At 55.9% G+C, this 21,390-nt stretch carries 16 protein-coding genes and 2 pseudogenes; 9 read left to right on the plus strand and 9 right to left on the minus strand.

Features of this window, described 5'->3' with window-relative positions:
• Positions 1–113, plus strand: a pseudogene (locus AX755_RS25905) (LysR family transcriptional regulator); the annotation flags it as partial.
• Here the strand turns inward: AX755_RS25905 and AX755_RS21180 are convergent.
• From AX755_RS21180 to AX755_RS21190, 3 genes and pseudogenes are all read right to left on the minus strand, one after another.
• Positions 85–876: a substrate-binding domain-containing protein gene (locus tag AX755_RS21180; RefSeq protein WP_048971646.1), complete on the minus strand. Its 792-nt coding sequence runs from the start codon at positions 874–876 to the stop codon at positions 85–87. The pseudogene AX755_RS25905 and the gene AX755_RS21180 overlap by 29 nt on opposite strands.
• Position 877: 1 nt before the next feature.
• Positions 878–2,176 (minus strand): MFS transporter, encoded by a 1,299-nt coding sequence (locus AX755_RS21185; RefSeq protein WP_048971648.1) that lies wholly within the window; start codon positions 2,174–2,176, stop codon positions 878–880.
• 340 nt (positions 2,177–2,516) lie between these two features.
• A pseudogene (locus AX755_RS21190) lies at positions 2,517–3,815 on the minus strand (serine hydrolase domain-containing protein).
• A 94-nt stretch (positions 3,816–3,909) separates the two neighbouring features.
• Between AX755_RS21190 and AX755_RS21195 the strand changes: the two are divergent.
• Positions 3,910–4,812, plus strand: coding sequence for a LysR family transcriptional regulator (locus tag AX755_RS21195; RefSeq protein ID WP_062857436.1), 903 nt, complete (start codon positions 3,910–3,912; stop codon positions 4,810–4,812).
• Here the strand turns inward: AX755_RS21195 and fumA are convergent.
• Together fumA and AX755_RS21205 are read right to left on the minus strand one after the other, a co-directional pair.
• The gene (fumA, locus tag AX755_RS21200) at positions 4,801–6,450 is read right to left on the minus strand and encodes a class I fumarate hydratase FumA (protein ID WP_062857401.1); all 1,650 of its coding nucleotides are present in this window, start codon (positions 6,448–6,450) and stop codon (positions 4,801–4,803) included. The two genes, AX755_RS21195 and fumA, sit on opposite strands and share 12 nt — an antisense overlap.
• 52 nt (positions 6,451–6,502) lie before the next feature.
• Entirely contained in the window at positions 6,503–8,011 is a 1,509-nt protein-coding gene (locus AX755_RS21205; RefSeq protein ID WP_013097758.1) for an anion permease, read from the minus strand.
• A 608-nt stretch (positions 8,012–8,619) separates the two neighbouring features.
• Here AX755_RS21205 and AX755_RS21210 point away from each other — a divergent pair.
• A complete protein-coding gene (locus AX755_RS21210; protein ID WP_062857402.1) occupies positions 8,620–11,400 on the plus strand; it encodes a flavocytochrome c in 2,781 nt (926 codons plus the stop codon).
• A 94-nt stretch (positions 11,401–11,494) separates the two neighbouring features.
• The gene (locus AX755_RS21215) at positions 11,495–12,457 is read left to right on the plus strand and encodes an FAD:protein FMN transferase (RefSeq protein WP_062857403.1); all 963 of its coding nucleotides are present in this window, start codon (positions 11,495–11,497) and stop codon (positions 12,455–12,457) included.
• On the opposite strand, the gene dcuR is transcribed toward AX755_RS21215, so the two are convergent.
• Positions 12,438–13,157 (minus strand): two-component system response regulator DcuR, encoded by a 720-nt coding sequence (gene dcuR, locus AX755_RS21220; protein WP_013097755.1) that lies wholly within the window; start codon positions 13,155–13,157, stop codon positions 12,438–12,440. The genes AX755_RS21215 and dcuR overlap by 20 nt on opposite strands.
• Positions 13,154–14,770, minus strand: a complete 1,617-nt coding sequence (locus AX755_RS21225) for a sensor histidine kinase (protein WP_013097754.1) — start codon at positions 14,768–14,770, stop codon at positions 13,154–13,156. Before AX755_RS21225 ends, dcuR begins: the two co-directional genes overlap by 4 nt.
• A 164-nt stretch (positions 14,771–14,934) precedes the next feature.
• Here AX755_RS21225 and AX755_RS21230 point away from each other — a divergent pair, with 164 nt between their 5' ends.
• Positions 14,935–15,798: an N-acetylmuramic acid 6-phosphate etherase gene (locus tag AX755_RS21230; protein ID WP_062857404.1), complete on the plus strand. Its 864-nt coding sequence runs from the start codon at positions 14,935–14,937 to the stop codon at positions 15,796–15,798.
• Between the two features lie 55 nt (positions 15,799–15,853).
• On the opposite strand, the gene ompC is transcribed toward AX755_RS21230, so the two are convergent.
• The gene (ompC, locus tag AX755_RS21235) at positions 15,854–17,011 is read right to left on the minus strand and encodes a porin OmpC (protein WP_062857405.1); all 1,158 of its coding nucleotides are present in this window, start codon (positions 17,009–17,011) and stop codon (positions 15,854–15,856) included.
• 432 nt (positions 17,012–17,443) lie between these two features.
• Here ompC and drpB point away from each other — a divergent pair, with 432 nt between their 5' ends.
• The 4 genes from drpB (at position 17,444) to AX755_RS21255 (ending at position 20,427) form a co-directional block, all read left to right on the plus strand.
• Positions 17,444–17,713 carry a cell division protein DrpB gene (drpB, locus tag AX755_RS21240; RefSeq protein WP_062857406.1) on the plus strand — a complete coding sequence of 90 codons (270 nt, stop codon included), beginning with the start codon at positions 17,444–17,446 and terminating at the stop codon, positions 17,711–17,713.
• A gap of 51 nt (positions 17,714–17,764) precedes the next feature.
• Positions 17,765–18,466: a phosphohydrolase gene (locus AX755_RS21245; RefSeq protein ID WP_062857407.1), complete on the plus strand. Its 702-nt coding sequence runs from the start codon at positions 17,765–17,767 to the stop codon at positions 18,464–18,466.
• A gap of 61 nt (positions 18,467–18,527) precedes the next feature.
• Complete coding sequence (locus AX755_RS21250) at positions 18,528–19,943, plus strand: DNA cytosine methyltransferase (RefSeq protein WP_062857408.1); 1,416 nt, start codon at positions 18,528–18,530, stop codon at positions 19,941–19,943.
• On the plus strand, positions 19,924–20,427 hold the full coding sequence (locus AX755_RS21255; protein WP_023619809.1) for a very short patch repair endonuclease: 504 nt from the start codon (positions 19,924–19,926) through the stop codon (positions 20,425–20,427). Before AX755_RS21250 ends, AX755_RS21255 begins: the two co-directional genes overlap by 20 nt.
• Here AX755_RS21255 and yedA read toward each other — a convergent pair.
• The gene (yedA, locus tag AX755_RS21260; RefSeq protein WP_013097747.1) at positions 20,387–21,301 is read right to left on the minus strand and encodes a drug/metabolite exporter YedA; all 915 of its coding nucleotides are present in this window, start codon (positions 21,299–21,301) and stop codon (positions 20,387–20,389) included. The genes AX755_RS21255 and yedA overlap by 41 nt on opposite strands.
• Positions 21,302–21,390: the final 89 nt, after the last annotated feature.

Raw genomic sequence — 21,390 nt, forward strand, 5'->3', positions numbered from 1 at the left:
AGCCCGAGGTCAAACGTACTGTCGGGCTGATCCGGCGCAGCGGGCGTATTCAGTCGTGGATTGCCGCTGAGCTGGAAACACTCATTACTGCACGTTATCGCGCGGCGGAGTGACGGGGAGCATCCCGGTGGCGGTGATGGTCTCCTGCGCGTTTGCTGATGCGAGGTAATCCAGCAGCGCTTTACCTTCGGAAGGATGCTCCGCGTGAGCGGTGACCGCGCCGGCAAAACGGGTGATGTACTGCAGGTTATCCGGCAGTTTGCCGACAAAGGTTACGCCGGGCACGGGTAACAGCTCGCTGACCTGCTGGAAACCCACGGCGTATTTCCCTTTTGCCACCTCAGAGGCGACCGGGATACGCTCCACCTTATGCGCTTTGCCCTCTACCTGTGCTTCAATCCCCAGCTTTTTGAAGAGCTCTGTTTGCACATACCGGCCGCTGGCGCTGTCGGAATAGGCGATGGTGCTGGCCTTAAGCAGAGTCTGTTTGAGCGCGCTATCGGTCGCGATATCCGGTACCGGCGAGCCGGCTTTCACCACCACGCCGATGGGCGAATCCGCCAGTTCAACGCGCGAGCCTTCTTTGACCATCCGGTCCTTCGCCAGGTGCGCCAGTGCATCACCCACCATAATCACCACGTCTGCTTTTTCACCGCGCGCCAGTCGGTTGGGGATCGCCTGCGGCGTCTGTCCCATCGACGGCCCCGGGATCAGCACGATATGGTCGCCCGTCCGGGCTTCATACTGGGGGGCGAGTTTTTCCAGCGCGGCCTTAAAACCGCCTGAAATCATGACCGTCACCTCCTGGGCCAGCGCGCCTGCGCTGGTCGCCAGTATTACCAGCCCGGTCAGACCTGAACGTACAAATATGCGCATATTATCCTCTCTGTACTTGCAGACGCATCGCGCTGCGACGGTAGAGATAAAGCGTTGCCAGCAACGCGCAGATCGCCGCGAAGCTCATCCAGTAGCCCGGAGAGGCTTTATCGCCGGTGTACTCAATCAGGGCCGTTGAAATGACCGGTGTAAACCCGCCGAAGATCGCGGTAGCAAGGCTATACGCCAGTGAGAAACCGGCAACACGCACTTCAACCGGCATGATCTCCGTCAGCGCCGGGATCATCGCGCCGTTATAGAGGCCATAGAGGAAGGAGAGCCACAGCAATACGCTCAGCATCATGGAGAAGCTCGGTGCCTGCGCCAGCAGCGTCAGGGCCGGATAGCTGGTGATCAGCGCCAGCAGCGTCATGGCAACCAGCACCGGTTTACGGCCGAAGCGGTCCGACAGGGCACCGCCCACCGGCAGCCAGATAAAGTTGGAGATGGCCACCAGCAGCGTCACCAGCAGGCTGTCGGAGGCGCTGAGCATTAACACTTTTTTGCCGAAGGTAGGCGCATAGACGGTGATCAGGTAGAACGCGGTGGTGGTCATGGCGACCATCAGCATACCCGCGACCACAACCGGCCAGTTCGCCAGCAGGGTGGTAAAGACCTGACGCATCGCCAGCGTGTGACGGCGGGTGCGAAACTCTTCGGTCTCTTCCAGCTTGCGGCGCAGGAAGAAGATAAACGGCACAATCAGGCAGCCGAACAGAAATGGGATCCGCCAGCCCCATTCACGAATGGCGCTCTCTTCCAGCATCGCGTTCAGCGCAAAGCCCATTGCGGCGGCCACCATAATCGCCACCTGCTGACTGCCGGACTGCCAGCTGGTAAAGAAGCCTTTGCGACCCGGCGTGGCAATTTCAGCCAGGTAGACCGACACGCCGCCAAGCTCCGCCCCGGCGGAAAAGCCCTGCAGCAAGCGTCCAGCCAGCACCAGCAGTGGCGCCCACAGGCCGATGCTCTCATAAGAGGGGATCAGCACAATCAGGAAGGTACCGGCCGCCATTATCGACAGGGTGGTGATTAACCCTTTACGGCGACCCACCTTGTCGATGTAAGCCCCGAGGACAATCGCGCCAATGGGGCGCATTAAGAAGCCTGCGCCAAAGACGGCGAAGGTCATCATCAGTGACGCAAACTCACTGCTCGCCGGGAAGAAGGTATGCGCGATGTAGGTGGCATAGAACCCGAACAGGAAGAAGTCGAATTGCTCAAGGAAATTGCCCGAGGTGACGCGAAGGATCGCGCCCGCTCTTGCGCGAAGGGTTGCAGGTGGGGTTGAGGAAATCATGGTCGTCTCCAGTTTTTTATTGACGTGTTGTCCGTCTGTTTCTGAAAACTGGCGCATTAAACGGAAATTAATAAGCGCAAATCACGCATGGACTGATGCGTACTGCACATCAATGACAGGACGTTGACCGGGATTTACATACCTAACAATAACTTAACAATTCATTGATTTTTCATTCATCATAATTCGCTAAGTGGCTGATATCGCTATTTTGTGATATCGCGCAGAAGGGCAGAGTAGCCGCTGCTCTTGTCGGGTGGCGCTTCGCTTACCCGACCTGTGAATTTTGTAGGCCCGTGCAAGCGTAGCGCCGCCGGGCAAAACTGGCAGAGCGCTCTATTCAGCGCAGCGCCTGCGCAATCGCGCTAAACATCAGCGACGCTTCCAGCGGCTGGGCGCTGAAAGACGGCTCCGCCTGCGGCCAGGTGGACCACTGGACGATCACCAGGTTTTCCTTTTGATTCACCATAATCATCTGGCCAAAAATCCCCAGCGCCCAGAGTGAATCTTTCAGGGAATCCTCTGGCGCGGGCTTAACGTCTGTGGCCGTGGCGGGCACCTCGTTATTCCACCACTGATAGCCGTACAACCCTTTCGGATGCGCGTCTGAGACGGAGCCTTTCGCCTGCGTCCAGTCTGACGACTCCTTCACCCAGCCGTCAGGCAGGATCTGTTTGCCCGAAGGGAGCGTACCGTTATGCAGGATAAATTCGCCGAAGCGGCCCCAGTCTTCCAGCGTGGCGTTAAAGCCGTGCGCGCCGACATCGTGCTGGCCTTTACGGTAGGCATGCCATACGCCGTCGTTCGCCATCCCGTACGGCTGCCAGATGCTTTTCTCCAGGTACGCCGCCAGCGTCATACCGGTGGCGCGCTCCAGCACGTCACCCAGCAGCCACGCGCCACCCGATGAATAGGACCAGTTCTCTCCGGCAGGGTGTTCCCGACGTAATCCCTTCACCAGCTTACGCACGCAGTCGTAGGTGCCCGGCTTCGCTTCGCATTCGGTAAGCTGCGCGAAATCAGACTGTGGGTTGGTGTAGTCTTCGTTCCACGCCACGCCAGAGGTGTGAGTGATGAGCTGTCTCAGCGTCACGCCATCCCACGCCGTGCCTTTTAAATCGGGTTCGTAGCGGGTGATAAGATCGTCAAGGGAGTGGATTTTGCCCTCTTTAAGGGCGACCCCGACCAGCGCAGAGACCACGGATTTCCCCACCGAACGTGATGTCCAGAGCGTGGAATCGGTATTGCCTTCACCCAGATATTTCCACGCTATTTTGCCGTCCTTCAGCACCAGCATGCCGCTGACGTTCTGGCGTTTCACTTAATCCTGGAGGGTATAGGTCTTGCCATTAACCTGATAGCGGGCGTCGGTAAGCGGTTTCTCTGCTGCCAGCAGCGGTGTGGCTTTTCCGTGGCGGAAAACATCGCCCGCGTAGTTGCGGTAGTCGTTACGAAAGCCCACCACGCGATCCGCCTGACTCCAGGTGAGCATGCTGTGCGTGTCGGGAAGGGTTGCGTCAAACGGTGCAGGGCACTGGTTGAGGTCGGTGCCGTGACAGGCAGCCATAACGGCAGGGGATAAGAGGCTGCTGACCACCAGTGCGGCGAGCAGGCTGCGGTTTAACGTTTTGTTTTTCATGTTTATCTCGTTTGGTTCAGGAAGGACTTCAGTTTAAGAAGCCGCGCCCTATAATAAAAAACGGGTTATGGGGGAAATTCCCCCGAAAAACGGAATGAAGGGAGAGGAGGCGATGGTCTATTCATTTGCCCAGCTGGAGGCATTTACCGCGGTGGCAGAGCACGGCAGCCTGATGAAGGCAGCCATTAAGCTCGGTAAAGACCGTACGACCCTGCGCGATCTGATCGATTTTCTTGAGGACGGGCTGGGTTATGCCCTGTTTCTGCGCGAGGGACGCAGCGTGCGGCTAACGCCTGAAGGGGAACAGCTTCAGCGACAGGCGCACCTGCTGATGCGTCAGGTGAAAGCCTTTGAGGCCTTTGCCAGAGCGATGCCGGACAGCGCGACGCAGGACATTGCCCTTGTTTACGATCCGTTCACTCCCCGGGCTTTTCTGCAGGCGCTGATTGCAGAGATGGCGGCACAAAAAATACGCCTGAGCCTGACCAGCGCGTCGCGTGACGAGGCGGAAGCCCTGCTGGCGAGCGGAGAGGCGGATTTAGGTATCTGCCAGGCGCGCAACCGTAGCGTGGGTAATGAGATGGAGTGGCGGGCTCTGGGAGCCATCGACATGGATTTTTACGCCGCAGACGCGCTTTTTGCGAAGGTTGCCACGCCGGTTTCGCTGCTCGATCTCTCTCTGGTTCCGCAGGTGGTTATGCATGCCGCATCAGATGAACCGGTTGCCCGTCGTCTGCAAATTGCCGGGCATACCCTTTTCACTAATGAAATTGAGATGCTGCGCGGCCTGCTGGAGCAGGGCTGTGGCTGGGGCTTTTTGCCGACCCATCTTCATGCGACGCAGTGGAAAAACGTAAAAAGGCTGCCCACCGAAGTGGGCAGCCAGGGGATAAGTCAGACGATGGTCACTATCTGGAAGCCGGGCAGCGACAAGCGTGAGCGGATCAATCAAACGTTGTCGCGGCTGCCGGCACTATGGAAACGCTCAGCGCTGTGAACATCCCTGGCACTGTTTGTTCTGGATCTGCTGGAAGAAATCGTTACCTTTGTCATCCACCAGGATAAATGCCGGGAAGTTCTCCACTTCGATTTTCCAGATGGCTTCCATTCCCAGTTCCGGATACGCCACGCACTCCAGGCTCTTGATGCTGTTTTGCGCCAGTACCGCCGCCGGGCCGCCGATGCTGCCCAGGTAGAAGCCGCCGTGTTTGTGGCAGGCATCCGTCACCTGCTGGCTGCGGTTGCCTTTGGCCAGCATGATCATGCTCGCGCCGTAGGACTGCAGTAAATCCACATACGAGTCCATGCGGCCTGCAGTGGTTGGGCCGAGGGAGCCGGAGGCATAACCTTCCGGCGTTTTGGCCGGGCCCGCGTAGTAAATCGGATGGTCTTTAACGTACTGCGGCAGTTCCTCGCCGTTGTCGAGCAGCTCTTTCAACTTCGCGTGGGCGATATCACGCGCCACGATGATGGTGCCGTTCAGCGACAGGCGGGTAGAGACCGGGTGCGCGGAAAGCTGCGCCAGGATCTCGTTCATCGGCTTGTTGAGGTTGATGCTGACCACGTCGCCTTCGCCCTGCTGGCGCAGCGATTCAGGAATGTACTGACCCGGGTTGTGCTCCAGTTTTTCAATCCAGATCCCGTCGCGGTTGATTTTCGCTTTGATGTTACGATCTGCGGAGCAGGAGACACCCATGCCGATTGGGCAGGAGGCACCGTGGCGCGGCAGGCGGATCACGCGGATATCGTGAGCGAAGTATTTACCACCAAACTGCGCACCCAGACCCAGGTTCTGCGCTTCCTGGAGCAGTTCCTGTTCGAGCTGAACATCGCGGAACGTCTGGCCGTGCTCGTTCCCCTCGGTAGGCAGGGCGTCGTAGTAGCGGGTGGAGGCCAGCTTCACCGTTTTCAGCGTCGCTTCCGCGGAGGTCCCGCCAATCACGAAGGCAATATGGTAAGGCGGACAGGCCGCAGTCCCCAGGGTGCGCATCTTCTCCACCAGATAGTTTTTCAGCTTCGCCGGTGTGATCAGCGCTTTGGTTTCCTGATAGAGGTAGGTTTTGTTGGCTGAACCGCCGCCTTTCGCCATGCAGAGGAATTTGTACTCGTCGCCGTCGACGCTGTAGAGGTCGATCTGCGCAGGCAGGTTGGTGCCGGTGTTCACCTCTTTATACATATCCAGCGCCGCGTTCTGGGAGTAGCGCAGGTTGTCTTCGATGTAGGTGTTGTACACCCCCTGACTCAGCGCGGCTTCATCGCCACCGCCGGTCCAGACGCGCTGGCCTTTTTTACCCATGATGATCGCTGTGCCGGTATCCTGGCAGGTTGGCAGCACGCCTTTAGCGGCGATTTCAGAGTTACGCAGGAACTGCAGGGCAACGTACTTATCGTTCTGGCTCGCTTCCGGATCGTTAAGAATGGCGGCGACCTGCTTCTGATGGGAAGGACGCAGCATAAACGCAGCATCGTGGAACGCCTGCTGCGCCAGCAGCGTCAGTGCCTCTGGCTCGACTTTCAGGACTTCCTGACCGTCGAACTCAGCAACGGAGACGTGCTCTTTGGTCAGCAGATAGTATTCGGTGTCGTCGTGCGCGAGTGGGAAGGGGTTTTGATAAAAAAACGGTTTGTTTGACATAGCTTGCTCCAGAAAAATAAAACCGCCGGAGGAGAAGTCCGGCGGTCAGGAATCAGAACATCATGGACATCCACGGATAACCAATCAGCAGCAGGGCCGCCAGGAAGATGGCACCGAAGATAGTGCCCAGGCGCCAGTAGTCTTTGGTTGGCAGGTAGCCACTACCGTAGTAAATCGGGCTTGGGCCGGTACCGTACGGGGTGATGATCCCCATCACACCCAGCGAGGTCACCATCAGCAGGACGAAGACTTCCATATTCATGCCCGGAATGGTGGAGGCGATGGTCAGCATCGCCGGCAGCAGCGCGGTGGTGTGCGCGGTGGTGCTGGCAAACAGGTAGTGCAGCAGGTAGAACGCCAGCAGCAGTACGATGGTGGCAACGCCCGGCGAGATACCGCTCATTAACAGACCGCCCTCTTTACCCAGCCAGCTGATAAAGCCGGTAGAGGAGAGGCCATCTGCCAGCGCGACCAGGGTGGCGAACCAGACGAAGGTATTCCACGCGGCTTTATTGCCGGTGATATCGTTCCATTCCAGCACGCCGGTCCACAGCATCAGACCCACAATCAGCAGGGCAGCCATGGCTGGTTCAATCCACGCGGCGGCGAAGATCCACATCAGCAGCGCACAGCACACGAACACCAGCAGCAGAATTTCATTGCGGGACAGTTTGCCCAGTTTTTCCAGTTCACGGGTTGCCCACAGCGGTACTTCATTATTCACTTTAACTTCTGGTGGGTAGAACCAGTAGGCCAGCAGCGGCATGGTCAGAATCAGTAGAATGCCCAGCGGCAGGAAGGCGAGGAACCAGGTACCCCAGGAGATATCAATCCCTACCGTGCTTTTCACCAGCGCCAGTGCCAGCAAGTTCGGCGCAAGGGCGGAGAGGAACATCGAGCTGGTGATACAGGCCGCGGTGATCGCCACCCACATCAGGTACGAACCAATTTTACGCGCGCTTGGGTCGTTTGGTTTTGAGCCATACAGCGGCGGCAGGTTAGCGATGATCGGGTAGATGGTCCCGCCGCTACGTGCGGTATTGGAAGGCGTAAATGGTGCCAGCAGCAGGTCCGCGAAGGTGATGGCGTAACCGAGAGTCAGGCTGCGACGGCCGAGATATTTCACCAGAATCAGCGCCAGACGGCGGCCGAAGCGGGTTTTATCATAGCCCGCGGCGAACATGAAGGCACCGAAGATCAGCCACACAGTCGAGTTACCAAACCCGCTGACCGCCCACTTAAAGGAGGCACCTGCCAGCTTGAATTTCGGGTCGGCCAGCTGTTCAGGGCTGAACAGCACCCACTGGCTGCACAGCGCAATCGCCACCACGCCGGTCAGACCGATCACCGCGCCCGGCAGCGGTTCGAAGATTAAACCGACGATCACGCCGACAAAGATCGCGAAGTAGTGCCACGCATAAGGCGGCAGTCCTTCTGGTACCGGAACAAACAGCAGCAGGACGGCGACGATGACGGGCAATGCCATCATCAGCAGTCGTTTTGCTTTCCCATTTGATGCCTGATTCGCCACAGGGGGCGTTACAGCAGTTTTTGTATTCATAGTTTCACGTCTTAAGTTGTCAAAAATTCGGTCGCACTGAAAAACAAAATTGCTTTCTTAAGTTTCTTTGCTTTTTTTAGTTATTAAAGGTGCTGATTTGTATTTTCAGTAATAGCGATTTAACGCATTTTGGTTTGCGCTAAATTAAAAATTGATGATGTTTTTATATTGCGCTTTTGGATGCCATGACTATTGATCGCGATCAAAAAAAGAGAATTGCAGCGTTATTTTTATGCTTTTATTAATAACCACTCTGGCGTATGTGGGTATTACGTATATTATGAGTTCAATTTATCATTTCTGTAACAATTTCGAATTTTGATAATTTTTATATGATTGATTTTTATAGATTTGATTGGTTTTTGGGGAAGTGGTCTTACCATTGGTTATTTAACGAATTTTAAATTATTGTGAATGGCTAAATTACAATCGCTAACACCAATGTGTTATTTGTGTTATCGCAGGGATTAAATAGTTTTTTAACTAACGTAATAACTTTAGAAACTAAAAAATCATTATATTAATATCATGACATCGGCAAATAACGACGAAATAAAAAAATCAATCCGATAACGAATTCTTAATTTTTAAAGTTTGGAGTTTCAATTATGAGCACTAACGAACGTATTCTGAGCCCCTTCACATTACCGAATGGCACTGAACTGAAAAACCGTTTGTTAATGGCACCCATGACCACCTGTACCGGCTATTACGACGGCACGGTCACCAGCGAGCTGGTGGAGTACTATCGGGCCCGTTCTGGCAGCATTGGTACCATTATTGCTGAATGCTGCTTTATCGATGATCTCGGCCTTGCGTTCCCCGGCGCGATTGGTATCGATAACGACGAGAAAATCGCCGGGCTGGCGAAAATCGCGGACGCCATTAAATCCAAAGGCTCGAAAGCCCTGCTGCAGATCTACCACGGCGGCCGTATGGTCGATCCAAAACTGATCGGTGGCCGCACGCCGGTTGGCCCAAGCGCCGTTGCCGCGCCGCGTGACGGGGCCGCCACGCCGGTTGCCCTGACCGGTGAAGAAGTGGAAGGTATGATCGGCAAGTTTGGTGAAGCCGTTCGCCGCGCTATCCAGGCCGGTTTCGACGGGGTTGAAATTCACGGCGCAAATACCTACCTGATTCAGCAGTTCTACTCCCCGAACTCTAACCAGCGCGACGACGAGTGGGGCGGCAGCCGCGATAACCGCGCTAAATTCCCGCTGGCGGTGCTGGATATCACGCACAAAATGGTGCGCCAGTACGCGGACGACGCGTTCATTATTGGCTACCGTTTCTCCCCTGAAGAGCTGGAAGTCCCGGGCATCCGCTTTGAAGACACCATGTACCTGCTGGAAAAACTGGCGGCGCGCGGTGTGGATTATCTGCACTTCTCCGTAGGGGCGACCCTGCGTCCTTCCATTGTCGACACGCAGGACCCAACCCCGCTCATCAAAAAATATTGCGCCATGCGCTCTGAAACCCTGGCTCAGGTTCCGGTGATGGGGGTCGGCGGCGTGGTGAATGCCGCAGACGTTAACGAGGCGCTGGATAGCGGTTACGACCTGATTGCCGTGGGGCGCGCTACCATCGCTTACCCGGACTGGACTGACCGGATCGCGGCCGGTGAAAGCCTGGAGCTGTTTATGGACAGCACCAAACGCGAAGAGCTTAGCATTCCTGAACCACTGTGGCGCTTCTCGCTGGTGGAAGCGATGATCCGCGATATGAGCATGGGCGAATCAAAATTCAAACCAGGCATGTTCACTGAGAAGGTGCAGGACGATGTTAACGAACTGGTAATCAACGTTAGCCTGGAAACCGATCGCATCGCCGATATTGCGCTGGCGTCTGGCCCGAGCGAAGACGTTGAGTTTGTCACCAGCTTTGAAGAGATCCGCACCCGCATTCTGGACGCCAACACCCCGCACGTGGATGCCATCACGGGTGCAACCAGCCAGAGTGAAGCGGTGAAGAAAGCGGTCTCTAAAGCGATGCTGAAATCCAGCAAAGCGCTTGCGGCAGAAGAGGGCGCTGACCCGAACGCGACCCGCAGTGTGGATGTGGTGGTAGTGGGTAGCGGCGGTGCCGGTCTGGCCGCAGCCATTCAGGCCCACGATGAAGGCGCGAGCGTGCTGATCGTTGAGAAGATGCCAACCATCGGCGGGAACACCATCAAAGCTTCTGCCGGGATGAATGCCGCCGAGACGCGTTTCCAGCGGGTGAAAGGGATCCAGGACAGCAAAGAGCTGTTCTACCGGGAGAGCCTGAAAGGGGGCGGTAACAAGAACAACCCGGAACTGCTGCGCCGCTTCGTGGAGAATGCGCCGCAGGCGATTGAATGGCTGGCAACCCGCGGCATTATGCTGAATGACATCACCACCACCGGCGGGATGAGCATTGACCGTACGCACCGTCCAAAAGACGGCTCTGCGGTAGGCGGCTATCTGATCAGCGGCCTGGTGCGTAACGTCAATAAGCGCAACATCGACGTAATGCTTGATACGTCTGTCAGCGACATCCTGTTCGAAAACGGCGAAGTCACCGGCGTGCGTCTGACCACAGAAGAGAACGAAACCCTTACCGTGACCACTAAAAGCGTCATTGTCGCCACCGGTGGCTTCAGCGCCAACAGCCAGATGGTGGTGAAATACCGCCCTGACCTGGAAGGTTTTGTTACCACCAACCACAAAGGGGCAACCGGCGGCGGTATCGCGCTGCTGGAACGCATCGGTGCCGGTACGGTAGATATGGGTGAAATTCAGATCCACCCAACCGTTGAGCAGAAAACCTCGTACCTGATTTCCGAATCCATTCGCGGCGGCGGAGCGATTCTGGTGAACCAGCAGGGGAACCGTTTCTTCAATGAAATGGAAACTCGCGATAAAGTCTCGGCGTCAATCATCGCACTGCCGGAGAAATACGCGTATATCGTCTTTGACGAGCACGTTCGTGCCAAAAACAAAGCGGCGGATGAGTACATTGCCAAAGGCTTTGTGACCAGCGCCAGCTCGCCAAAAGCCCTGGCCGAGGCGCTGGGAATGGATTACCACGCTTTCCTGGCGACCCTTGAGCGCTACAACGGCTTTGTTGAAAAACAGCATGACGATGATTTTGGCCGTACCACCGCGCTGCGTGCGCCCATCAACGAAGGGCCGTTCTACGCCATTCAGATTGCGCCGGGCGTGCACCACACCATGGGCGGCGTGACCATCAACACCGAAACCTGCGTGCTGGACAGCAACCACAACGTGCTGCCAGGGGCGTTTGCGGCCGGTGAAGTGGTCGGCGGGATCCACGGCGGTAACCGTATCGGCGGTAACGCGGTGGCAGATATCATTATTTTTGGTACGCTTGCAGGACATCAGGCGGCTATGCGTTCGAAAAAGCAGTAAGACCCCTGTGTTGTATGCCGGATACGCGCAGCGTTATCCGGCATTTTCCCCGGCGGCGCGGTGCTTGCCGGGGCTACATCTGAGGACTCATGCTATGCCTGATGACCATCGCGTTTACAATTATTCCGCCGTCCTGATGGGATCGCCCATTCTCCTCAAACTCTTTTCCCATGACGAAGCCCTCGCCTCCCGCGTATTTCGCTTAATCAAACAGTACGAAGATCTGCTTACCGTTAACCGTGCGCATTCACAGGTGATGGATATCAACCATGCGGCCGGTCAGCATCCGGTTGCAGTCAGCCGTCCGGTGTTTGAGTTGATCCGCTGCGCGAAAGCGGCAAGCGTGCTTAAAGACAGCGCGTTTAACCTGGCCATCGGCCCGCTGGTGAAACGGTGGAAAATCGGCTTTCGCGGCGACAGCGTGCCGCCCGCCGAAGACATCGCCGCCTTGCTGGCGATTACCCGCCCTGAGGATGTGGTGCTGGACGAGGCCAGCAGTAGCGTCTTTTTGACCCAAAAAGGGATGGAGATCGACCTGGGTGCTATCGCCAAAGGCTATATCGCCGACAGGGTGCGGGATTATCTGCGCAAAGAGGGCGCTGAACTTGGGCTGATCAACCTTGGGGGCAATATCCAGACGCTGGGCTCGCCGGAGGGGGGCTGGAGCGTGGGGCTTAAAAAACCGTTTGCGGGTGATGAGCTGATCGGCGCGATGACGGTAGAGAACCGCTCCGTGGTGACGTCGGGAACCTATGAACGCTACTTTGAACAAAACGGCAGGCGCTACCACCATATCCTTGACCCGCGTACCGGGTATCCGCTTGATAACGAACTGGACAGCGTGACCATCATTTCAAACGATTCCATCGACGGGGATATCTGGACCACGCTGATGTACGGCATGGGCGTGGAGAAAGGCTGCGCGGTGCTGCGCGCGCGACCTGATATTGAAGCGATTTTTGTGACCAAAACAAAAGAAGTGGTGCTCTCTTCAGCGCACCACTTCCGCTTTACCTTGCTGGATAACAGCTATCGCATTACTGACAGTACTGTTTGAGCAGGCCTGTCTGCTCGGGCTGGAGACGGTAACGATATACCGGGCGCCCGGTAGCGCCATAGTGAATGCTGGTGAATAGAATATTGATTTGCGCCAGCCAGATCAGATATTTACGGCAGGAGACGCGCGAGATATTCACTGCACTGGCCAGGTCATCGGTGGAAAACTCGGTCTCCGGGTGAGCGTCAATCCACTGGCAGATGGTGCGCAGCGTTTGCGGCGTTAACCCTTTTGGCAGCTTTTTGCTGTCTGCCAGCTCCGGCGCGCCGCCGTGGATCAGCCTGTCGACGTCCGCCTGCTCATAATACTGGTGCGAGCCCATCAGGCTGTGCTTTGCCTTCCAGCCGTTCAGCGCCTCTTCAAAGCGCGGGAACTGGAACGGTTTAATCAGATAATCCACCACGCCGTAATGGATAGAGGTCTGGATTGTCGCGGCGTCCGCAGCCGAAGAGATCATAATGACATCGATCGGGCGACCGGAGGCGCGGATCACCGGCAGCAGATCCAGCCCGTTATCCTGCTGCATATAGACATCCAGCAGCACCAGATCAACCGGCTGGGCAGGGTTGTTAATAATGGCCTCGGCCTGGTTCAGCGTGGAGGCGACGCCGCAGCAGCTAAAGCCTTCAACACGGTTGACATACAGACGGTTGAGGTCGGCTACCATGGCGTCATCATCGACAATTAATACATTTATCACGCGATATTCCTCTCGCTATCCCAGGGGATGTGAACAAAAAATTGGGTAAATACGCCAGGTTCAGATTCGACGGTGATATCACCGCCCAGGTTCTGAATTTGCTGGCGGGCAAGGAACAGCCCAACGCCCCGGTTTTCACCTTTTGTTGAGAAGCCTTTAGTAAAAATAGTCTCCAGCTGGGCGGGATCAATTCCCGGGCCGTCATCGCTGACTTCACAGCTGAGCCAGCCATTCTGATAGTGCAGCAGCAGGGTGATTTCGCCTTCCGGCTGGCCCTCCATCGCGTCCAGCGCGTTTTCAATCAAGTTACCGAGCACGGTAACCAGCACCGCGACCTGCTCTTCGTTGGCGGTATCCGGTATCTGGCACTCATCCGCCAGGGTGAGGGTGATCCCCGCTTCTTTCGCCCGGTTGATTTTACCCAGCAGGAACCCGGCAATCACCGGGGATTTCACCTTGCTCTGGATGGTGCCAATGTCCGTCTGATAATTGTGCGCTGTCTGCAGGATGTACTCTTCCAGTTTGTCGTAGCGCTTGATATGCAGCAGGCCCAGGATCACGTGCAGTTTGTTCATAAACTCGTGCGTGTGGGCGCGCAGGGCGTCGACGTAATTCACCATGCCGTCGATGCGCTGCATCAGCTGGCTGATTTCGGTTTTGTCGCGGAAGGTGGTGATGGCGCCTATCACTCGCTCCTGACTTTTCACCGGCACCATGTTGCACAGCAGCAGCCGTCCGTTGCAGCTGATCTCTTGATCCTGACGCGCGATGCCCGTTTTTGACACCTCACGCAGGCTGGCCAGCAGGGGCGCGCTGGCGTTTTCGGTCTGCTTGCCGGAGGGCAGGAGCAATATCTCTCTGGCGGTGTGGTTTATCATCGTCACGCGGCCATGAATATCGACCGCTAACACTCCTTCGCGCAGCGACTGCAGCATCGCCTGACGTTGTTCAAACAGCGCGGAGATTTCATACGGCTCCAGCCCGAACAGGATGCGTTTCAGAACGCGAACCAGTCCCCAGATCGCCATGGAGCTCATAAAGATACTGAACAAAATGGTCCAGACGGCGTTGAGTCGCCCGCGGGCGATCTGGTCTTCCACTTTTTTTAGCGAGATGCCGACCACCACCACGCCGATCTGCTCGTGCTGGCTGTCATACACGGGCGTAAATACGCGAAGGGCTTCCGCGAGCGCGCCCCGGTTAACGGAGACGTTCTCTTTCCCTTCCAGCGCCGGGTTCAGATCGTCGCCGATAAAATGCAGGCCAATCAGCGCTTCGTTCGGGTGCGAATAGCGAATACCGCGCATGTCGGTGACCACGGTCAGCAGCAGGTCGTTGCGTTTTGTAACGCCCTGGGCGATGGGCTGGATGATATCGGCCTGCGGCGGTTGCATCAGGCCACGCTGGATCTCCGGGCTGTTCGCCAGTGTTCGGGCAATACCCAGCGCCGTATCCTTGACGTCATCGCGGGTCGCCCGGGTGATCTGCACTGAATAGAGCGCAAAGACCAGCAGCAGCACAGAGGCGATGATCGCGCACACCATCAACGTGACCAGCGTGTTCAGTTTCATGGGGCGCTTGCGCGTCTGGGGAAAGGGCTGCAAATCGCTCATCAACACTCCGCGATGAAGAAGAAAGGGGTAATTATCGCCGATGACGCGCTTTTCTTAAAGCTGTGTAAAAGCATGCATTTGCTCCGCTTTTCGTGACCCTCCTCGCATGTCATCTATATAAAACACTTTATAGTGTGTGGGTACTCATAATAAGGAGGCTGTTTATGAGCATTATGCTTACCGGTTCGGTCAAGGAAAGACGGCACGCCAGCACGATGAATATCGATAGATTGTCCACGCTGGACATGCTGAAAGTCATTCACCAGGATGATGCACTTATCTCCGCTGCAATCACCCCTTTTTTACCCATTATTGCCCGTGTGGTGGATAACGCCGCCGCGACCCTGAGCCACGGGGGGCGTCTGGTTATGGTTGGCGCGGGGTCGTCCGGCTGTGTGGCAAAACAGGCGGCGGATGAGTATGCCCCGGGTAAAACCCCGGTGATTGCCATCACGGCGGACGACGATGCGACAAGCTACGAGCGCGGCGTTGCCGACCTGCAGGCGATTAACTTTGGCGAGCACGATATGATGCTGGCGGTCACCGTAAGCGGAAAAACGCCGTGGGTCTGGGGCGCCATGCGGCATGCGTGGTCGCTCGGTTCACCGGTGGCGGTGATTACCGATAATGCGCAAAGCGAGGCGGCGCAGCTGGCAAGTATGGTGATTGCGCCGGAGCTGGGCCCGGACGTGGTTGCCGGGTATCTGAACACCAAAGCGGCCATCGCGCAGAAAATGATCCTCTCTATGGTGACCACCGGGCTGGCCGTCCGCACCGGGCGGGTTTACAGCAACCTGCGCGTGGATCTGGAGGCGAGCAGCACCCAGTGGGCTGAACGGCAAATCGCGATAGTGATGGAAGCGGGGGGATGCACCCGAGCGGTGGCGAAAGCCGCGCTGGAGAGCTGTAACCATAACTGCAAAACGGCGGTACTGATGGTGCTGACCGGGCTGGATGCCTGGAAAGCGCATGAGTTGCTTACGCAGAATAACGGGTTTATTCGGGTGGCGTTGCAGGAAGCGCCGTAATAGAGAGCGCAGGAATAAAAAAGGCCGCGATTGCGGCCTTTGGTGTTTTAGTGGATTAGAACTGGTAGGTCATGCCTACGCCAACGATGTCATCGGTGGAGATGCCATTGTCTTTATAGAAGCGATCATCGTTGTCCAGCAGGTTGATTTTGTAATCAACATAGGTGGAGAAGTTTTTATTGAAAGTGTAGGTCATGCCAACATCGATATAGTTCACGAGATCAACATCACCGTGCTGGCCCTGAGGATTACTGCGGTTACCTGGGTAAGTCATGTCTTTACCCTTAGAGTAAACCCATGCCAGGGATGGACGCAGACCGAAGTCGAACTGATATTGTGCTACTGCTTCGAAGTTCTGAGTTTGATCCGCGATACCATAATCACCATATGGCGTCATATTGCGAGTTTCAGCATACATCATCGCCAGATAGATGTTGTTAGCATCATATTTAGCACCCAGAGTCCATGCTTCTGCTGTTTTACCGCCCGCGTAACGAGCGCTGTATTTCTCACCGTAACCTTCTTGTTTGTTGCTACGATCAGAGGAAGAATATGCCGCACCCAGGCTCAGGCCGAAATCGAAATCATAGGTGGTAGACATACCGAAGCCGTCGCCATTCTGGAAACGCACGTCGTCATGACCATTTTTGGTTCCTTCCTGATCTTCCTGAGCAAACTGGCCTTCATTCGCGCCCTGATATTGCAGCGCAAAATTCAGACCTTCAACCAGACCAAAGAAATCCGTATTACGGTAGGTCGCCAGACCGTTAGCACGGCCATTCATAAAGTTATCAGTCCAGGTGTAAGAATCGCCACCAAATACCGGCAGCATATCGGTCCAGGCTTCTACGTCATAGACGACACCATAATTACGGCCATAATCAAATGAACCGTATTCGCCATATTTCATACCTGCATAGGCCAGACGGTTAAAGGATTTATCACCAGCGGACTCAGTATTATTTGCGTAGGTTTTATATTCCCACTGGCCGTAACCGATCAGATCGTTGGTGATCTGAGTTTCACCTTTGAAGCCAACCTGCACATAGGTTTCATCGCCATCGTCGCCAGGGTTGTCAGAGAAGGTATGACGTGCATCGACTTTACCGTACAGGTCAACTTTATTACCGTCTTTATTGTACATCTCAGCGGCATTTGCTGCGCCAGCCATTAATAACGCGGGTACAAGAATGGCCAATACTTTTCTTTTCATTATATATTCCCTTTAGAGATAATTTATATGAATATATGTAATCACGCTCCGCAACTACAGCGTCGATACTATTCCAGGAGAGGGAGTTTAAGTTCAATAATAAATGTAATTAAATGGGTAAAAATATTACTAAATATTTCTAAGTGTCGCTTTATTTTTCTCGTGAATTATAATTTGAAATATATATTGGTTAATTATTGTTAAGTATTTTTCGTGGTTATTTTATAAATTCTATTATTAGCCTTAATTATATTTCTCCGAATTAAACACTCACCAGTCGTCCTCTTCTGTAACCTTGCCCAGGATCAACTTAAGGCAAACTGAGCGTCAGAAACCTTCACACAGCACAGGGTTTAATGCCAAAATGTGACGATTATCACAAAACCAGAGTAAGCATGTGCAAACGGTACGGCGGTGACCGTGGAGTGAAAGATGGAACGAAAAATCGAACGCAGCCTGGGAGGCAAACTGGCCCTGTGGGTGTTTTACGCTTTTTGCGGTTACTTTGTCTGGGCAATGGCCCGGTATATCTGGGTGATCAGTAAAATACCGTCGCTGCCGAATGTGGCAGTGGAAGGGGATTTGGGGGCGACCAGCGGCAAATGGCTTGGGGCATTGCTGGGGTTTCTGGTGCTGGGCACGGTCGGCCTGATCCTGGGCGGGATTGCGTGGTACACCCGTCCCCGTCAGGACAACTCGTGATAGCGTCCGGGAAAGTTGCTATTGTAACCATTTTAACAACAGGACGTGATGATGGAACTTACGCAGTGGCAGCAACGTTTTGAGCGCTGGCTCGGGGAAAACCACACCACCGACGACACCGCGCATGATATTTCGCACTTTCGTCGCGTCTGGATGACGGCGCAAAAAATCATGGCTAACCAGGCGGTCGAGCCGCTGGTGATCCTGACCGCATGCTATTTCCACGATATTGTCAGCCTGCCGAAAAACCATCCTGAACGCGGCCAGTCATCCCAGCTGGCAGCGCGTAAAACGCGTGAGATCCTGCATCGCGACTTCCCGGACTTTCCCCCCGCGCATTATGACGCCGTGGCGCATGCTATTGAGGCGCACAGCTTCAGCGCCGGGATCGCGCCGCAGAGTCTGGAAGCGAAAATTGTGCAGGATGCTGACCGGCTGGAAGCGTTAGGGGCGATTGGCCTGGCGCGCGTGTTTGCCGTTTCGGGGGCGCTGGGCGTGCCGCTTTTTGACGCACGCGATCCCTTTGCTGATGCGCGAACCCTTGATGACCGGGCGTTTGCCCTCGACCATTTTCAGAGCAAGCTGCTGCGCCTGCCTGATACAATGCAAACAGAAATGGGGCGCGAGCTGGCACGCCACAACGCCGATTTTCTCATCCAGTTTATGGCAAAACTGAGTGCCGAATTACAGGGTGACTGCCTGGGGCTGGATAGCCAGGTACTGAGCCGCTTCCGCCGCAGTTTGCACCGTTGAACTGTGGTAATCTGTTTCCAGTCTTTATTGTCCGGTTAAAAGAATGCAGGAAAATCGATCAGTGAGTGAGCCCGCACCTGAGCAGGCTGAGAAATCAACGGCAACGGTGCAGGCGCTGCTGCGCCAGCTGCTGGATATCTATGATGCCAAAACCCTCGCCAGCCAGCTCATGGCACACGGTGAGGGCCACTGGAGCCCGGCAATCATAAAGAGACTTATCACCAGCGAGCGGGCAGGGCATCGCCTGAGCGACGGCGAGTTTCGTTATCTGCAAACATTGCTTCCGCGTCCTTCCGCCGCCCATCCCCACTATGCCTTCCGCTTTATCGATCTGTTTGCCGGTATCGGGGGCATTCGACACGGATTTGAAGCCATCGGCGGACAGTGCGTCTTCACCAGTGAGTGGAACAAACACGCGGTCCGCACCTATAAAGCTAACTGGTATTGTGACCCGGATGCGCATCAGTTCAACGCGGATATCCGCGATGTCACGCTGAGCCATAAAAGCGGCGTGAGCGATGAAGAGGCGGCAGAGCATATTCGCCAGAACATCCCGGCGCATGACGTACTGCTGGCGGGCTTCCCGTGCCAGCCATTCTCGCTCGCTGGGGTATCGAAGAAAAATGCCCTCGGACGTGCCCACGGTTTTGCCTGCGATACGCAGGGAACCCTGTTTTTTGATGTCGCCCGTATTATCGATGCCCGCCGTCCGGCCATTTTTGTGCTGGAAAACGTCAAGAATTTAAAGAGTCATGACGGCGGTAAAACCTTCCGCATTATTATGCAGACGCTGGATGAGCTGGGCTACGACGTGGCGGACTCCCAGGATATGGGTGCCGATGATCCGAAAATCATTGACGGGAAACACTTCCTGCCCCAGCACCGGGAACGTATTGTGCTGGTCGGGTTCCGCCGCGATCTCAACCTGAAAGGTGATTTTACCCTGCGGGATATCCCGTCGCTCTATCCGGCGCGCCGTCCGTCCGTTGCCGATCTTCTGGAGCCCGCCGTCGACGCGAAATTTATCCTCACCCCGGTGCTGTGGAAGTACCTCTATCGCTATGCCAAAAAGCATCAGGCAAAAGGCAACGGTTTTGGTTTTGGCCTGGTCAACCCGAACGATCCGCACTGTGTCACCCGCACCCTGTCCGCGCGCTATTACAAAGACGGTGCGGAGATCCTGATCGATCGTGGCTGGGACAAAGCGCTGGGCGAGAAAGACTTTGATAACCCTGAGAACCAGCGTCATCGTCCACGTCGCTTAACCCCACGCGAGTGCGCGCGGCTGATGGGGTTTGAGACGCCCCAGGGGTACAACTTCCGCATTCCGGTCTCTGATACGCAGGCCTACCGACAGTTTGGCAACTCGGTGGTGGTGCCCGCCTTTGCGGCGGTGGCGAAACTGCTGTCCTCACGCATTAAACAGGCGGTTGCCCTGCGCCAGAGTGAGGCCGTCAATGACGGATGTGCACAATAAGGCGACGCGCAGTAAAAACATGCGTGCCATCGGCACGCGTGATACGGCGATTGAGAAACGCCTCGCCGGGCTACTGACTGAGGCAGGCTTTGACTTTCGGGTGCAGGATGCCGCACTTGCCGGGCGTCCTGATTTCGTCATTGATGCCTATGAGTGCATTATCTTTACCCACGGCTGCTTCTGGCACCGTCACGACTGCTACCTGTTTAAAGTCCCGGCGACGCGCACCGATTTCTGGCTGGAGAAGATTGGCAAAAACGTCCAGCGCGATCGGCGGGATATCGCCACGCTTGTCGAACAGGGATGGCGGGTGCTGGTGGTGTGGGAGTGTGCGCTACGCGGCAGACTGAAGCTGAACGATCGGGATCTGACCGAACGGCTTGAAGAGTGGATCTGCGGCGGCGGTCAGACCGCGCAGATCGACACTCAGGGCATTCATCCGTTTACGGTTTCTCCACCTGACACGGCACCACCTCAGGCTTAGCGGGCAGCAGGTATTTCCCCAGCGTGACCAGCACCACGGCAAACACAATTACGCCCAGCGCCAGCCATTCAACCGGCGACAGCGTTTCACCGCCGAGTCCCGTTCCCAGCAGCACGGCCACCACCGGGTTAACGTAGGCGTAGCTGGTGGCGACCGCCGGAGAGACGTTGCGGATGAGGAACATGTACGCATTAATGGCAATGATGGAGCCAAACAGCGCCAGATAACCCACGGCGAGGAAGCCAGACAGATCCGGCATGGTTGTCAGCGTTTCGCCCGTCAGCATGGAGGCAATCAGCAGCACAATGCCTGCGGCAAGCATCTCAATGGCACCCGCCATCATGCCGGACGGCAGCTCAATACGCGAACCATAGACGGAGCCAAACGCCCAGCTCATGGATCCGATAAGGATAATCACGGCCCCCCAGGGGTTACCGCTCAGGTTGCCGCCGCTGTTGAGCAGAATGATCCCGGCGAGCCCAATTCCAATCCCCAGCCATTCCAGCTTGCGGGTGCGAATGCCGAAAAGACGGCTAAAGCAGAGCGTGAACAGCGGGACGGTGGCGACCACCACCGCCGCGATGCCGGAGGGCACGTTCTGATGTTCAGCGACGGTGACAAAGCCGTTGCCCACGGCCAGCAGCAGCAGGCCAATCAGCGCCGCATTCAGCATCGGGCGCAGCGGAGGGAGTTTATGTCCGCGCAGCAGCAGGAAGGCCATCAGCAGGACGCCAGCCGAGAGAAAACGGATACCCGCCATCATCAGCGGAGGCCAGCTTTCCACCCCAATGCGAATGACGAAGTAGGTTGACCCCCAGATGATATACAGCGAAAAGAGCGCCCCGATGAGCGGTAGTAAGTGCCGAAAACGCATAGTCCCTCACGACGAAATAAAAAGTTCGCTCATAGTAAACGTCAAAACTACCGGGCTGGCGAGCCCTTTAATTGTGTAGTTGCTGTGAA

Origin of the sequence: Enterobacter sp. SENG-6 (assembly GCF_001605945.1) — a bacterium.
Lineage (GTDB): Bacteria > Pseudomonadota > Gammaproteobacteria > Enterobacterales > Enterobacteriaceae > Enterobacter > Enterobacter cloacae.

Excerpts from the sequence above, each read along its gene's own strand:
- AX755_RS21180 (WP_048971646.1), bottom strand. The coding sequence starts at position 876 with ATGCGCATATTTGTACGTTCAGGTCTGACCGGGCTGGTAATACTGGCG.
- AX755_RS21185 (WP_048971648.1), bottom strand. The coding sequence starts at position 2,176 with ATGATTTCCTCAACCCCACCTGCAACCCTTCGCGCAAGAGCGGGCGCG.
- AX755_RS21195 (WP_062857436.1), top strand. The coding sequence starts at position 3,910 with ATGAAGGGAGAGGAGGCGATGGTCTATTCATTTGCCCAGCTGGAGGCA.
- fumA (WP_062857401.1), bottom strand. The coding sequence starts at position 6,450 with ATGTCAAACAAACCGTTTTTTTATCAAAACCCCTTCCCACTCGCGCAC.
- AX755_RS21205 (WP_013097758.1), bottom strand. The coding sequence starts at position 8,011 with ATGAATACAAAAACTGCTGTAACGCCCCCTGTGGCGAATCAGGCATCA.
- AX755_RS21210 (WP_062857402.1), top strand. The coding sequence starts at position 8,620 with ATGAGCACTAACGAACGTATTCTGAGCCCCTTCACATTACCGAATGGC.
- AX755_RS21215 (WP_062857403.1), top strand. The coding sequence starts at position 11,495 with ATGCCTGATGACCATCGCGTTTACAATTATTCCGCCGTCCTGATGGGA.
- AX755_RS21225 (WP_013097754.1), bottom strand. The coding sequence starts at position 14,770 with ATGAGCGATTTGCAGCCCTTTCCCCAGACGCGCAAGCGCCCCATGAAA.
- AX755_RS21230 (WP_062857404.1), top strand. The coding sequence starts at position 14,935 with ATGAGCATTATGCTTACCGGTTCGGTCAAGGAAAGACGGCACGCCAGC.
- ompC (WP_062857405.1), bottom strand. The coding sequence starts at position 17,011 with ATGAAAAGAAAAGTATTGGCCATTCTTGTACCCGCGTTATTAATGGCT.
- drpB (WP_062857406.1), top strand. The coding sequence starts at position 17,444 with ATGGAACGAAAAATCGAACGCAGCCTGGGAGGCAAACTGGCCCTGTGG.
- AX755_RS21245 (WP_062857407.1), top strand. The coding sequence starts at position 17,765 with ATGGAACTTACGCAGTGGCAGCAACGTTTTGAGCGCTGGCTCGGGGAA.
- AX755_RS21255 (WP_023619809.1), top strand. The coding sequence starts at position 19,924 with ATGACGGATGTGCACAATAAGGCGACGCGCAGTAAAAACATGCGTGCC.
- yedA (WP_013097747.1), bottom strand. The coding sequence starts at position 21,301 with ATGCGTTTTCGGCACTTACTACCGCTCATCGGGGCGCTCTTTTCGCTG.